Raw genomic sequence first — 14,243 nt, forward strand, 5'->3', positions numbered from 1 at the left:
TATCAGTTTTCTAACAGTTTATTCATAAGATTGACGCACAGATTGCAGTGTGTCGGATAAGGGCAAACGTTCGCCAGACGCAAGTTGCGCTAGCGAAGTGTTGATATCGTTTATGATTTCTAACCATGTAATGTTCTTCCCCGTCGCCCGCTCGTACAAGGTTTCCGGCGACACATCGAAGCCGCAATCCCAAACCACGGTAGACCACTCATCCAGGCTGAATTGTTGAAAGCGGCTTTTATCGCGTAAGGGTTCTGCTGCCGGGTATTTGAAAACTAAATCCTGCAAATCCACCTCACCGTTCGCGCCGTCGTTGAAGTGCAGGCGTAATCGGTAGTCACCCAGATACTCTGCTTGAGTTACGCTAATAATGATGTTCACCTCACACCAGGGGTTCGAGTTTATGAAAATCCTTGCTCTGCCACATCATCAGCAATTCAGCCCATTCTTCCACCAAGCCGCGAACCTTGCCGGGTAAATAACCCGCCAGAATATTGAGCGTTTGGATATCCATCACTGCTTTATAGTCGTTGTATTTGACATGAAAATGCGGCGGATTTTGATCGGCGAAATACATCAAAATCACGATACCGAGAAAGCGGCAGATTTCAGGCATGCTTGGTTTTCCTTGACTTGGGTTTGTCGGATGCGGCTTTCTCGGCGCGTATCCGTTCCAACAACACGCTGGCCGGTTCGTCGTTCGGGTCTTGCGGGACCAACTGGCCGGAGAAGGCTTTTTTCAGGATAGACTGGCGCAGGGCTTCGGCTTGTTGCAGGGCGGTGGTGATGGTTTGGTCGAGTTGGTCAATGATTGATAAATTTGTTTCGACTTCGGTAAGCACTTTCTGCTGCTCTTCGACACCACATAGAGCAACTATCAATGATTGAATTTCTCCTGAGTTTATATTGTTAACACCACTCGTTGATTTTGCTTTTGCCTCAATCTGCTTTCTTAACAGGCTGGTGAAAAACCCACTGATATTTCCCCTTACCCACGGTTTCCGTGATTTTTTCGTGTTGAAATCGGTCATGACATCGAGTTTCAACCGTTTTGCCCCTGTTTCAAGGGCTTTTTATTCGCCTGAAGCCGTCTGTGGACGGTTTTCAGGCGCACTTCGCCCTAGGTGGGCGCACTCCACGCCGGTTTCGGCGTGAACACCAATAGGTTGAGCAAGCGCGTCAGGTTGTAGGCGGCAAAGCAAAACAAGGCCTGACCTGCGACTTTGGCTAAGCCGATGTGGCGGGTTTTACGCAGGCCCCCGACGGTCTTGATCCAGCCGAAGGCTTCTTCGACGATTTTGCGGCGCTTGAGGCTTTGAGCGTACGCTTTGCCGCGCGCGGTGCGGCCATCGACGGCACTGCCGGTCTTTTTGCGAGCAACATGGGCTTTGATGTCTTGCGTCTTGAGTTTGTTGACGAACGCCGGTTGGTCATAGCCTTTGTCGGCACCGACGCTGCCGCCTTTGGGAACACGGCGTTTGATCATTGTTTGCGCGGCTTCGATTTCAGCGGTGCCGGTGGCTTGGGTGGTTTCGACATCGACAATCAGGCCGTTACGATTCTCGGATAGGGCATGGGTGATGTAACGCAGTTTGGCCTCGGTGTATTCGCCTTTCTTGTAAAGCCGCGCTTCGGGGTCTGTCGTGCTCTGATGCGTGGCATTGCTGCGCTTTTCGCCGCTGAAGTCGACCTCGGGATTGCGGCCGGCGGGTTTATCAGGACCGCTGCCGTCTTTCTTCACGAAGCTTTTGTGCGAGGCCCAGGCTTCGATCAGGCTGCCGTCGACACTGAAGTGTTCGTCGGACACCAGGTTTTGCCATTCGGCAATGGCCAAGACCCGCTCAAAAAACTCGCGACTCAGTGCTTCGGACAGCAGGCGCTCGCGGTTGGCGCTGAACACGCTGCGTTCCCAGACAGCATCGTCGATACCCAAACCGACAAACCAGCGAAACAGCAGGTTGTAGTCCAGCTGTTCCATCAACTGGCGTTCGCTACGAACGGTGTACAGCACTTGCAATAGCAAGGCGCGCAGCAGTTTTTCGGGCGCAATCGACGGGCGGCCAGTATGGGAGTAGCATTCGGCAAAGACCGCATCCATAGAGGCCAATACGCCATCGACGAGTAGCCGTAAACGACGCAACGGATGCTGTTTGGGAATACGGTCTTCCAGGCTAACGTAGCTGAACCAGCTATTTTGAATGGCATCGTGTCCGCGCATGGGGGGCTTCTCCAATTTAGATGCGCTATTTTACTTGTTTGCTGAGGCTATGCGCCTTGATGACTGCAGCTTTGGGAGTTTTTCACCAGCCTGTTAAAGAATGTGCCGCAAGCTGATTAACTAAATATGTGGAAGCAATTAAAACTTGATTTGGGCGTAGCTTAATCAAATATCCGGCATACAAATAGTTAATGTCTTGCTCAGAAACTAATGCGCATTTTCCCACTATCGAAATGCTACCGTTAGAGCGAATTAATAAAATATCTCCAACATCGAGTTTGTATGAAGCTCTTTCATCTGCGTCAAATTGTGCAAACTTAAGATCGGACGCATTAATTTTTCCAGAAACTACGTTTGGAATTCTAAGAACGCCTATTCCATCAACTTCGTAGTCACATTTTTTGGCAGTTCCGTAAGTAGGTTCGTCTATTAACGCGCCAAGTCTTGAATACACCCATCCCTCTGGCAATTCCGGCAACTCGGCCAATTCTTCAGCAGTAAGCGGCGGCAAGGTTTTGGGGGCTTTGGGTTTGGAAATCCCCCCTAGCCCCCCTTTTTCAAAGGGGGGGATTTTGGGGTGTTTCGAATCGGGCTTCCCCTTTTGTAAAAGGGGGATTGAGGGGGATTTGTCCTCCCAGTCTTTGAGTTGTTGCTGATAGCGTTGCTGGCGTTCGGTTTGGATGCGTTGCAGCAGGGTTTCGGCGCTTTCCAATTTACCCGCATTCTCCGCCCGCCATTGCTCGGTGAGCTTGCCGGAAAAGGCGTGTTTCAACAGCGCTTGCCGGTAGATTTTCAGCTGCTCGCGGGCGGTTTTAAAACTTTCGATGCCTTTATCCAGCTCGGAAAACAAGGCTTCGATTTTGGCGACGATGCGGTGTTGTTCTGAGAGTGGTGGCAACTCAAAGTCTAAATCAGTTAGCTGTTTTTTCGTTATTCCGGAAATTGTTGTTCCGCGACCGTCAAACTTTAGATATTGAAGTTTATAACTCAAAAGATAGAGAGTGTATTCTGGACAAATTATTTTTGGGCTTTGTATAAGTCCCTGCAAATCTTGGCTAAAGCATATCGATGTTTCGGATATTGCTATCTTGCCTAAACCAACACGAGTAACAACTAAAAGGGTTTTCGGAGGAACCTTATTTGTCGTACTTTCTTTAATACCTTTTTCAGATACATATTTCCTGATTTTTATTTGACGTACACTCTCAATGTCAGCGCTTGTAACCCAAGGAATATTTCCATCCCAGTAATCTGGAACTTCAGTTGATGGAGTTCCACCTCCAACAACTTGATAGACGTTACCTAACGTGGTTGTCTCCCAGGTCTGCGGTATTTTTTTTGCTAGAGTATTCAAGCCGCTAATACCTCATTCAATTCCTCCAACAACGTATCCTCCTCGGCGCCAAATAACGTATATATCTTGCTCAAGCCACTTTCTCTTCATAACGCAACAATTGCCGCTCGGCTAACTTGCGATGAATATTGGCCGGACTCAGTTCTAAACCATTTGGCCAGCATAAAGCGCCCAACTCCAAATAACAGCGTTTGAAATAGTCATCATTATTCAAAGGTTGCACCAGTTCAGTGTGCTGGGCAATGAGCGGTTGCAAATCATAATCACCATGGCTGGCATCGGAAAAATACAAGCGCAAGCGTTTGCCCTCGAGAGGTTCTATACGGATGATTTTAATCATTATCGGCTCCCGGAATTCGCAGCAAGGGTTTGAGTTCGATCGCATATTGCCAATCGATTAACAATTCACTTTGGTGTTCGATAGCCCATTCGCGAACTAATTTAAGTGCTTTATTGGGTAACGAACCGGCCAATACCTCGCCGGTTTCGATGGCAATTAAGGCTTCATGACCTTGATATTCGACATGAAAATGCGGTGGGTTATGGTCGTCATGGTACATACGGATGTAGATACCAAAAAAATAGGAAATGATCGGCATTATAAACCCCGCTTCAATCGGTCATATTGCAAACTCATGCCGCCAACGCCTCATTCAATTCCTCCAACACCGTATCCATCTCGGCGCCAAACAATTGATACATCTTGCTCAAGCCGCCCTGGCCGTCGAACGGGGCCAGTTCCAGGTCGTCGCGGTCGATGTGGTAGGAGTTGGCGATGCTGTCGCGGATCATTTGCAGCCAAGCCATTTGTTCTTCGCTGAATTTGTCGGGGTTGCCGGCGTGGTGTTGCATGACCCAGGTTTGGAAGTTGCGGCGCACGGTGTCGGCGAAATGGGTCAATTGTTGATCCATGCCACAGACGCGGCGGATTAAGCCCACCAAGGCGGTGAGTTCGCTAATCGGTTGCTGGCCCTGGTAGTTATCCAGTTGGCTGTAGGCTTGCCAGACATGCAGCGGCGCCAGCTTGGGTTTGTCGGTTTTGAGTTGATCGAGGATTTGGTGCAGCATGGCGTTGGTGATGTTACGGCGGCGTTGGGGTTGGTCGTAAAAAATGCTGAGGGCTTCGATTTGGTCTTTGTGGCTGGCCAGATAGTCGGCAAATTCCTGAGTCAGATGTTCGGCGGCGGTTTGCGCATCGGTAGCCCAGCCGGAAAACCTCAATGTATCCAGATTGAGATGGTCGATGGTTTGTTCCTTGTCGCGACGGATGCTGTCGATCAAGTTGACCAGCTCGCCGGTAAAAACCTTGGCCGCCTGTTTGACCAATTCGGCCTGGGCTTGCTGACATTGCTGGTCGCTGGGTTCGGCATCGCTGGGCAGGCCGGCTTGTTCGCAGGCTTTTTGGGCGATGCTGTCGGGATCGATGGCGTTGAACAGATTATTGATGATCTGGCTCAAGGGTATGCCGCCGGCCAGATTTTTAATTTTGGCTTGATCGGCAGGGCTGAGCTGTTGATTTAAGCGCGCCAAGCGGGCAGCCAGGGAACTGACGGCGTCGCTATCGTGGGCGCCCATCATTACGCCCATGGCCAAGTCTTTTAATGCCACGGTGGGTTTGGTAATCAAGGGCTGGCTGGCGGTTTTTAGGGATTTGGTCACGCCGACCGCATCGACAATCACATAATGGGTTTTGGCGGTGAGCGCGGACGGGGTGACTTTTTTCAGGCCGTCCATATCCAGGGTGCGGGTGCCACGGCCTTTCATTTGCTCGAAGTAGTTGCGGCTACGCACGTCGCGCATGAACAGCAGGCATTCCAACGGTTTGACGTCGGTGCCGGTGGCGATCATATCCACGGTAACGGCGATGCGTGGATGGTAGGCGTTGCGAAAATCGGCCAGGGTGGATTTGGGGTCTTCATCGGCTTTATAGGTGACCTTTTTACAAAAGGCATTACCTTCCGCAAATTCTTCGCGCACGGTCTGGATGATGTCGTCGGCGTGGCTGTCGGTTTTGGCAAAGATCAGGGTTTTGGGGACTTCCTGCCGACCGGGGAACATCGTCTGCCAATTTTGTTGATAGGCACGAATCACGGTGCGAATCTGATCGGGGTTGACGACGCTGTTGTCCAGTTCCTTATTGGTGTAGGTTTCGTCCTGGTCTTGCTGCTCCCAGCGTTTTTTGCGGGTGAGTTTTTCGCGTTTTTGAATTTGCAGTTTGGCCGGGATTTTGCCGCCGGACTGGCTAATGTGGGTTTCGATCAGGTAAATTTCATTACCGACATTGACGCCATCCGCTACGGCTTTTTCGTGGGTGTATTCGCTGACCACGTTTTTCTTGAAGAAGCCGTAGGTGCGATTATCCGGCGTGGCGGTGAGGCCGATTAAAAAGCTGTCGAAATAATCCAGCACTTGTTGCCACAGGTTGTAGATCGAGCGGTGGCATTCGTCGATGAAGATAAAATCAAAAAACTCCAGCGGAACTTTATCGTTATATACCACCGGCATCGGCTGCTTGGGTTTGGTGAGTTGTTCCGCCGGGTTAATGTCTTCCAGGCTGCTGTCGAGCTCTTCGCCTTTGAGGATGGAATACAGGCGCTGGATGGTGCTGATGCAGACCTGACTATCCTTGGCGACATACGACGATTGCAGACGCTGCACGCTGTAAAGCTCGGTGAATTTGCGGTTATCGTCGTTGGGCGTGTAGCTCATCATTTCCTGCTCGGCCTGTTCGCCCAAGTTGCGGGTATCGACCAGAAACAGAATGCGTTTGGCTTCGCCAAATTTCAGCAGCCGATACATGCTGGTAATGGCGGTATAGGTCTTGCCGGAACCGGTGGCCATTTGGATCAGCGCGCGGGGCCGATTGTGTTTGAACGAGTCTTCCAGGTTGTTGATGGCAATTTCCTGGCATTCGCGCAAGCCTTGCGGATTAAGATGCGGCAGGCTTTGCAATCGATGACGCAATGATCTGCCTTGCTCTAACCATTCCTTTAGCGTTTCCGGCCGGTGAAAGCTGAACACTTCGCGAGAGCGCGGCTTAGGATCGCGGGCATCGGTAAAGCGGGTAATGGCGCCGGTGCTTTCGTACAGAAATGGCAGCGGTCCTTGGCTATTGACCCATTTCAGTTTGGCGGCGGCGTATTCGGCGGTTTGCTCTTCGACCGTGGTGAGCTTGTGGCCTAGGCTTTCTGCTTTGGCCTCGATGACGCCAACCGGTTTGCTGTCGACGAATAGGATGTAATCGGCGGGGCCGGTGTCGGTTTGGTATTCCCTGACTGCTTGGCCTAAGCCAGCATGCAAGTTGATCTGGTTTTTGTTCTGTACCGCCCAGCCCGCTTGCTGCAAGAGCTTGTCAATATGATCGCGGGCGATTTGTTCCGGGTTTTGGTTGCTGGGCATGGCAGTCCGTTACGCGCAGTGCTCGGTTTGTGGAGTAATAAATTCGGCCGTTAGTTTTTGCCAGTATAAATGAAACGGGCTACGGATTAGAACGGCAGCCGGCCGGATACCAAGACGCGCTTTGGCTGGCCGTGCCTGGTCTGCAACAGGAATTGAAAATCGGCAGGGTTGCGAATCGGCCGCGTATGCACGAATTTACATTAATATTAATTCGTAAGTGATTGACATGCTTAATTCCTGAATAATCAATACCTTAAGCGGACTTTAATCCAGTTGCTTTTTGCCGGTTTTATGTGAATACTCGCCATCCCTAGTCCATTTTTGCTGTCAATTTCGGGGGTGGTTATGAAGATGGTTATTGTCATATTGTCCGGTTTGGTCATCGGAGCTTTGGTGGTTATTGCTGCTTTGCAATTAATTCGCGTAGTTGGCAAGGAATTTGTGGATTTGATGTCGGAAGCCTGGAACAGCGCGGAAACTCATTGACCGGCGGATTGCCGGCCGTTTTCGAGCGGAGCGAGCGGCAATCGGTTGCGGTTGACGAATCAGCCGAAATTGGTCAATCTGTTGGTTTGCGGGCAACGGTTTCAATTTTCGGGGATGGTTAAATGAGTTCGGTAAACAAATTTTGGGGAGTGTTGTTGCTCGGTCTGGTGTCCGGCGCGGTTCAGGCCAGAGCGGTTGACTACTGTAAGGCAATACGAACTTTCGACGACAAAGATGCTAGTGCGGCTCCGGCGATCAAATACGAAGACTGTTCCGGCGTCGCCTTTATCGATTACGCCAAATATTACGTCGAAGCCCGTTGCTGGGCCGGCGCGTACGATCTAGTCCCCGGCAAATGCGATTCGGTAAAGACCGAAGCTGTTGCGGAGCCCGAGCCGGCGGAAGCGACTCCGGCAGAACCGGCTGAGGCCGAATAAGAACGAAACATAAATTAGGTTCCCAAAACCAGATATCCAAAGCCGCTTTAATCAGCGGCTTTTTTGTGCCTGTCGATAAATGGCGATGGCCCGATGCGGAAAAAAATATTCAATACCGGGTAACGTACGAGGCACTCTCGGTAAAAATTTGCAAAATCGCGGAAATCACGGAATTTTGTGGCTACCGGGCTGTCGTATCGGCGTTCGGAACCATTCGGTTCAGTTTAAAGGGCTATTGGATATCGCTGGAGGTTGGAGATGGTTGCTATGCGCTATAACATCAAAAAATTCGGTAAAGTCATTTCGCACATCAGCCCGGACAAAATGAGCCCGGGATTGGCGAAGGAATTGAAATCGCGGGGTTACCGAATCAGCAGTGCTTACCTCGATCAACACCAAGTAGCTGTCGCAGGCGGCTAACGGTAAGCGCAATCGAGCAGAACGGAGAAGCCGGCTTGTCGCCGGCTTTTTTGTGGCCGCATCTCTTTGACGAGCTTTCGTCTGTTATTTTCAACCAGTTCCTATCGGTTGATTTCAACCGGCCGTTAACCGAAATTTCCCGCCAAACCGACGGGTACGGCAAGTTGCGCGCAATTCGGTAGCGTTTCGCTACTTATTTGCTAGAATCGCCCACCTTTGCGCGCGCTGCGAGACGGTTTTGGGCGGCGCACTGTTTGTGGCCTAAACGTTGCTATGTAGCATTGACTAAATTTAATCGAAAGACGCCGATTGCCAATGAAAGTTTCCCGTACCCGTTTTATGGCTATCGCCGGCTTGAGTTTACTTACGGCCGGTTCGGCTTATTCGCAACAAGCGCAAGTGTCGGTCGACGAGGTCGTTGCTCTGTTTTACCAGCGCAACCTGGATTTGATTGCCGCGCAATACAACATCGACCAAGCGCGCGCCGAACAAGTGGTGGCCGGGGCGATTCCCAATCCGGTGTTCGGTTTTCAAGTCTCCGAAATCAGTAACAATCCCAACATGGGATCCAATGCTATCGGTTGCAACCATAGCCCCAGCGTATCGTGCGGGCCGGCCGAATATTTTTCTTTCAGCCAATTAATCGAAGTGGCCGGTAAGCGCGGTTTGCGGATGCAGAGCAGCGGCTTTGCCACGCAGGCAGCCGAGAGCGATTTGCGCGATGCCGTGCGCATCTTCAGCAACATGGTGCGCGATGCTTATTTCGATTTGTTGCTGGCGCAAAAGAACCGCTGGTTAGCCGAAGAGATTGCCGGCCATTACCGCGAAATAGGCGAAGCCAACGCGTTGCGCCTGAAAAGCGGCGACATTGCCGAGGCCGATTATTTGCGGGTGAAAATGGAGGGGTTACGTGCCCAATCCGATCTGGACAGCGCCCAAGCCGCAGTCGAGCAGGCCCAGGCGGCACTGGCGGTGTTGCTGCGCTGGCCGGAGCAGAGTTTGCGCATCGAAGCGCAGGACGCCTGGCCGGCGTTGGCCGACATAGGCCAAACCGGCGATAAGAACGAATTGATCGATCGGGCCTTGCACCAACGTCCCGATCTGCAAGCCGACAAACAGCGCGCCGAACAGGCGAAAAAGGAATTGGAGCTGGCGCGGCGCTTGAAATACCCGGATGTCACGGTCAACGCCGGCTACGCCCGCGATCCGAGTAACAATTCCTTGAATTCCGCTTTTGTCGGTTTCAGCGTGCCGCTGCCGTTGTTTTACCAATACCAGGGCGAGGCGGACAAGGCGACAGTCAATCTGAACCAATCGCAACTGGCGGTCGAACAAACCGAGCTCGGCATTCGCAACGACATCGTCAGCGCGCTGGCAGCGTGGAACAGCGCCGATAAAATCGTGCAACGTTTCGACGGCGGCTTGCTGGACGATGCCCGTAGCGTACGCGACAGCGCGGAACTGGCTTTTAGAAAAGGCGCGACCGGCGTGCTGGAGTTTATCGAAGCGCAACGCAGCTATAAGAGCGTGATGCGCGATTACTATGCGGCCATGATCAATCGCACCAATGCCTACTACGATTTGGGCAAAGCGTTAGGCATCGAACCAAGCGCAGACCATCCTGCCGCAACCGCCGGTCCGAAATAAAAGGCCGGTTCTTTCCCATGTACAAAACCCCTTCCATGAATAAGCAAGCGATGTTCCGATTACACCGTTGCTGCGCCCGGTTCGGGTTGCTGGCATTGTTAGTGTTGAATGCCTGTTCCGAATCCGCCGATAAACGCCAGCCGCAACCTGTGGTTCAGGCGGTTCCCGGAGAAGTTTACTTAACCCCCGATTCGCCGAAGAAAGCCTATGTCAAAACCAGTAGGCTGAGCCTGACCCGGCCGCCGTTGCTGGAGCCGCTGGCCGGTAAAATCGCCTATAACGAAAGTGCGACGTCCCGAATCAGTTCTCCGGTAAGCGGCCGAGTGCTGGACCATCCTTTGCCGCTGGGGAGTAAAGTCGAGGCCGGAACCGTGTTGTTGGAATTGCATAGCCCGGAGGTGGCGGATGCCCAGGCCGATTATGCCAAGGCGCAAGCGCAAGTGACCTTGGCCGAGCATGCGTTCCGGCGCCAGCAAGAGTTGTATCAAGGCAAGGTCGTCTCGCGTAAGGATTTGGAACAGGCCGAGGACGATTTGAGCCAAGCCCGCAGCGAAGTGCAACGGGCGCAAAACCGCTTGAAAAATCTGCAATTGGCCTTGGCCCAAAACAATGCCCGCTTCGCCTTGCGTTCGCCGATAAACGGCGTGGTGGTGGAGCGTAACGTCAATCCGGGGCAACAGGTCGGTCCGGATTTGGACAAGCCTTTGTTCGTCGTTTCCGATATGCAACGGCTGACGGTGGTGATGGACGTGTTCGAAGTCAATCTGGCCAAAATCAAGCCCGGCCAACAATTGAATATTTCAGTGCCGGCTTACCCGGGCGAAACCTTTCCGGCGACGATAGAGTACGTCGGCCAGGTCTTGAGCGAAACCACCCGTAGCGTGCAAGTGCGTTGCGCCTTGCCTAATCCGGACGGCCGCTTGCTGCCGGGCATGTACGCCTCCATCAACGTCGAAAGTCCGCCGGATGCCCTGGCCATTGTGGTGCCGTTGACCGCGGTATTCACCGAAGACGAATCCGACTACGTGTTTGTCGCCGTCGACGAAAACCACTATAAGCAGCGGCCGGTAAAAATGGGCTTGCGGCTGAAGGATAGGGCGGTGGTGACCGAGGGTTTGCAGCCCGGCGAGCAATTGGTTACCGAGGGGGCGTTGGTGTTGCGCGCCGAAGAAGATGTCAACGATGCCAACCCATAGTCCAGGACGCTAAAATGATTGCCCGCGTTATCGCTTTTTGTTTGCAACAGCGCCTGATGGTGATCGGCGCTACCTTGGCTATCGCCGTTTCCGGCATCGTGGCCTTCGAGAATCTGCCGGTGCAGGCGTTTCCGGACGTGCAGAACGTGTTCGTGCAGGTGGTGACGCAATTCCCCGGCCAGGCGCCGGAGGAAGTGGAAAAAGTCATTTCGTTGCCGATCGAACGGGAAATGAACGGCCTACCGCATTTGTTGAATATGCGCTCGGTGTCGATTTTCGGCCTGTCGGTGGTGACGCTGATCTTCGACGATGGTGCCGAAGACTATTTCTCCCGCCAGCAAGTCCTGGAGCGTTTGCGCGGCGCCGACCTGCCCAGCGACGTCAAGCCGCAAATCGGGCCGTTGTCGACCGGTGTCGGCGAGATTTACCGTTATGTGATCGACGCCAAACACCTGCCGTTGACCGAGCAGCGGGCCTTGCAGGATTGGGTGATCGAGCCGCGGCTGCGTAGCGTACAGGGTGTGGCCGACGTGGTGTCTTACGGCGGCGGCGTCAAGGAATACAAAGTCGTGGTTCGGCCGGACAGTCTGAAAAATTACCGGTTGAATCTGAATCAGGTCTACGCCGCGATCGCCGCCAACAATACCAATACCGGCGGCGGCTATATCGAGGACGGCGACGAGGCCTTGGTGGTCCGGGGCGTCGGTTTGCTGAAATCGGCCGACGAGATCGGCGAAATCGTCGTGACCAGTAACGACGGCGTACCGATCCGGGTGAAAGATGTTGCCGATATTAGCATCGGCCCGCAACCGCGCACCGGTATCGTGTCGTTGAACCAGCGCGACGATATCGTCGAAGGCATCGTGTTGCTGATCAAAGGCCGCGACGCGGTCGGCGTGCTGGCCGGCGTCAAGCAGAAAATCGAGGAATTGAATGCGTTCGGCTTGCCGCCGGGCGTGAAAATCACGCCGATTTACGATCGCACCGAACTGGTCGGCCACACCGTGCACACCGTCGAACACAACATGATCGAAGGTGCGGTATTGATCTTGATCATTCTGCTGGTGTTTCTGCAACGTTTCGTGGCCGCGTTTCTGGTCACGCTGATTATTCCGCTGTCGTTGCTATTCGCTTTTATTCTGGTCGATTTAGGCGGTATCTCCGCCAACCTGATTTCGTTGGGGGCGATCGATTTCGGCATCATCGTCGACAGTGCCGTGGTCTTGGTGGAAGCGGTCATGGTGCAAGTGACGCTGGATATGCAGCGTAACTCGGACATCCGCCATTTGCGGCAATCGTTGTTGAATACCGCAACCGAAATGGGGCGGCCGATTTTGTTCTCCAAGATCATCATCATCATTGCCTTCCTGCCGATTTTTACTTTTCAGCGGGTCGAGGCCAAAATCTTCTCGCCGATGGCGTATACGCTGAGCTTTGCGTTGGTGGCTTCGATGCTGTTCAGCCTGACTTTTATTCCGTCGATGCTGACTTATTTGTTGGGGCCGAAGCTGGCCGAGCGCCACAATCCGTTGGTGCATGCCATGGAACGCCATTACCGCAACATTCTGGAATGGGTGTTGAAACATGCCCGCTTGGTTTTCTTTGCCGCGGTCGGCGCCTTGGCCTTGAGTTTCCTGTCGGTGCGTTTGATCGGCACCGAATTCATGCCGAAGCTGGACGAGGGCAACATCTGGCTGACCATCACGCTGCCGACGCCGGTGTCGCTCACCACCGCGAAGGATATCGAGCGCAAGGTCCGCGAGCGGCTGGAAACTTTCGGCGAGGCCAGGACTATCCTGACCCAATTGGGCCGGCCGGAAGACGGTACCGATCCCAAAGGTTTTAACAATCTGGAGGTGTTGATAGACCTCAACCCCAAGGAAACCTGGCGTTATCCGAAAAAAGACGAATTGGTGCAGGCCATGGATCAATCGTTGTCGATTTTTCCGGGTATTCAGACCAATTTTTCGCAGGTGATTCAGGACAACGTCGAAGAAGCCATTTCCGGGGTTAAGGGCGAGATTGCGATCAAGGTGTTCGGTAGCGATCTGCAAACCTTGCAGGACAAGGCCGATCAGATTACCCATATCCTGGCCGGCATCCGCGGCGCCAGCGACGTTGCCGCCGAACAGCAGGCCGGCTTGGCGCAAGTCATCGTCGACATCGACCGGGCCAAAATCTCCCGTTACGGTATCAATGTCGCCGATGTCGAGCAGGTGTTGGAAATCGGCATGGGCGGTAAGGCGGCGTCGCATTTTCTGGAAGGCGAACGCCGCTTCGATATTTCGCTGCGCTATGCGGAAAGCGCCCGCGATTCGGTCTCGGGCCTGGAAAGTCTGACGGTGCAAACTCCGCTGGGCCAATTGATACCGCTATCCGAGTTGGCGACGATCAAGGTCAATCAAGGCGCTTCCAGAATCAGCCGCGAAGACAACATGCGCCGGATTGCGATCAAATGCAATCTGATCGACCGCGACCAGGGCAGTTTCGTCGCCGAAGCCCAGGAAAAGGTGGCGGCGCAGGTGGCGTTGCCGCCCGGTTACCGCATCGTCTGGAGCGGCCAATTCGAGAACCAGCAACGGGCGATGAAGCGGCTGGCGATCATCGTGCCGATCAGTCTGGGCTTGATTTTCGTCTTGTTGTTCTGGACCTTTATGTCGGTTAAAAACGCATTGCTGATCGTGATGAACGTGCCGTTTGCGTTGATCGGCGGTTTATTGATCCTGCTGGCGACCGGTATCAATCTCAGCGTTTCCGCCGCGGTGGGTTTTATCGCCTTGTTCGGTATTGCGGTACAGAATGGCGTTATTCTGGTGTCGCAATTGAACAAACTGCGGCGCGAGGGCCAATCGTTGCACAACGCAATCGTCAACGGTTCGGTCAGTCGGTTGCGGCCGGTGGTGATGACTGCATTGATGGCGATGCTGGGCCTGTTCCCGGCGGCATTGTCCACTAGCGTCGGTTCCGAGACCGCCAAGCCGTTTGCCGTGGTCATTATCGGCGGCCTGATTAGCGCGACCCTACTGACCTTGACCCTGCTGCCGGCGTTATACCGTTACTTTGCCGAAGCCGACGAGCTTTAAAGG

Annotated in this window: 14 protein-coding genes; 6 read left to right on the forward strand and 8 right to left on the reverse strand. The window is 53.3% G+C overall.

What is annotated here, in order from left to right; all coding sequences use genetic code 11:
* Positions 1 to 18 precede the first annotated feature (18 nt).
* From MKFW12EY_RS02150 to MKFW12EY_RS02185, 8 genes are all read right to left on the reverse strand, one after another.
* On the reverse strand, positions 19 to 381 hold the full coding sequence (locus tag MKFW12EY_RS02150; protein ID WP_245006413.1) for a DUF2442 domain-containing protein: 363 nt from the start codon (positions 379 to 381) through the stop codon (positions 19 to 21).
* Position 382: 1 nt separating this feature from the next.
* Complete coding sequence (locus tag MKFW12EY_RS02155) at positions 383 to 616, reverse strand: DUF4160 domain-containing protein (protein ID WP_054763038.1); 234 nt, start codon at positions 614 to 616, stop codon at positions 383 to 385.
* Positions 609 to 1,031 carry a restriction endonuclease subunit S domain-containing protein gene (locus tag MKFW12EY_RS02160; protein ID WP_221053930.1) on the reverse strand — a complete coding sequence of 141 codons (423 nt, stop codon included), beginning with the start codon at positions 1,029 to 1,031 and terminating at the stop codon, positions 609 to 611. The genes MKFW12EY_RS02155 and MKFW12EY_RS02160 overlap by 8 nt, the downstream gene beginning before the upstream one ends.
* 89 nt (positions 1,032 to 1,120) lie before the next feature.
* The gene (locus tag MKFW12EY_RS02165; protein ID WP_221053058.1) at positions 1,121 to 2,218 is read right to left on the reverse strand and encodes an IS5 family transposase; all 1,098 of its coding nucleotides are present in this window, start codon (positions 2,216 to 2,218) and stop codon (positions 1,121 to 1,123) included.
* Between the two features lie 82 nt (positions 2,219 to 2,300).
* Positions 2,301 to 3,572 (reverse strand): restriction endonuclease subunit S, encoded by a 1,272-nt coding sequence (locus MKFW12EY_RS02170; RefSeq protein WP_221053931.1) that lies wholly within the window; start codon positions 3,570 to 3,572, stop codon positions 2,301 to 2,303.
* A 70-nt stretch (positions 3,573 to 3,642) separates the two neighbouring features.
* On the reverse strand, positions 3,643 to 3,912 hold the full coding sequence (locus tag MKFW12EY_RS02175; protein ID WP_054762643.1) for a DUF2442 domain-containing protein: 270 nt from the start codon (positions 3,910 to 3,912) through the stop codon (positions 3,643 to 3,645).
* Positions 3,905 to 4,171 (reverse strand): DUF4160 domain-containing protein, encoded by a 267-nt coding sequence (locus MKFW12EY_RS02180; protein ID WP_054762645.1) that lies wholly within the window; start codon positions 4,169 to 4,171, stop codon positions 3,905 to 3,907. Before MKFW12EY_RS02180 ends, MKFW12EY_RS02175 begins: the two co-directional genes overlap by 8 nt.
* Before the next feature lie 34 nt (positions 4,172 to 4,205).
* Positions 4,206 to 6,971 carry a type I restriction endonuclease subunit R gene (locus tag MKFW12EY_RS02185; protein ID WP_054762647.1) on the reverse strand — a complete coding sequence of 922 codons (2,766 nt, stop codon included), beginning with the start codon at positions 6,969 to 6,971 and terminating at the stop codon, positions 4,206 to 4,208.
* A 345-nt stretch (positions 6,972 to 7,316) separates the two neighbouring features.
* Here MKFW12EY_RS02185 and MKFW12EY_RS02190 point away from each other — a divergent pair, with 345 nt between their 5' ends.
* From MKFW12EY_RS02190 to MKFW12EY_RS02215, 6 genes are all read left to right on the forward strand, one after another.
* Positions 7,317 to 7,457, forward strand: coding sequence for a hypothetical protein (locus MKFW12EY_RS02190; RefSeq protein ID WP_157198043.1), 141 nt, complete (start codon positions 7,317 to 7,319; stop codon positions 7,455 to 7,457).
* A gap of 122 nt (positions 7,458 to 7,579) precedes the next feature.
* Positions 7,580 to 7,894 (forward strand): hypothetical protein, encoded by a 315-nt coding sequence (locus MKFW12EY_RS02195; RefSeq protein ID WP_054762649.1) that lies wholly within the window; start codon positions 7,580 to 7,582, stop codon positions 7,892 to 7,894.
* Between the two features lie 267 nt (positions 7,895 to 8,161).
* Complete coding sequence (locus tag MKFW12EY_RS02200; RefSeq protein ID WP_157198044.1) at positions 8,162 to 8,314, forward strand: hypothetical protein; 153 nt, start codon at positions 8,162 to 8,164, stop codon at positions 8,312 to 8,314.
* A 315-nt stretch (positions 8,315 to 8,629) separates the two neighbouring features.
* Positions 8,630 to 9,961, forward strand: a complete 1,332-nt coding sequence (locus MKFW12EY_RS02205; RefSeq protein WP_221053932.1) for a TolC family protein — start codon at positions 8,630 to 8,632, stop codon at positions 9,959 to 9,961.
* A gap of 17 nt (positions 9,962 to 9,978) precedes the next feature.
* Positions 9,979 to 11,157, forward strand: coding sequence for an efflux RND transporter periplasmic adaptor subunit (locus tag MKFW12EY_RS02210; RefSeq protein WP_245006414.1), 1,179 nt, complete (start codon positions 9,979 to 9,981; stop codon positions 11,155 to 11,157).
* A gap of 14 nt (positions 11,158 to 11,171) precedes the next feature.
* Positions 11,172 to 14,240 carry an efflux RND transporter permease subunit gene (locus MKFW12EY_RS02215; protein WP_221053933.1) on the forward strand — a complete coding sequence of 1,023 codons (3,069 nt, stop codon included), beginning with the start codon at positions 11,172 to 11,174 and terminating at the stop codon, positions 14,238 to 14,240.
* Positions 14,241 to 14,243: the final 3 nt, after the last annotated feature.

The sequence above is a fragment of the Methylomonas koyamae genome, assembly GCF_019669905.1.
Taxonomy (GTDB): Bacteria; Pseudomonadota; Gammaproteobacteria; order Methylococcales; family Methylomonadaceae; genus Methylomonas; species Methylomonas koyamae.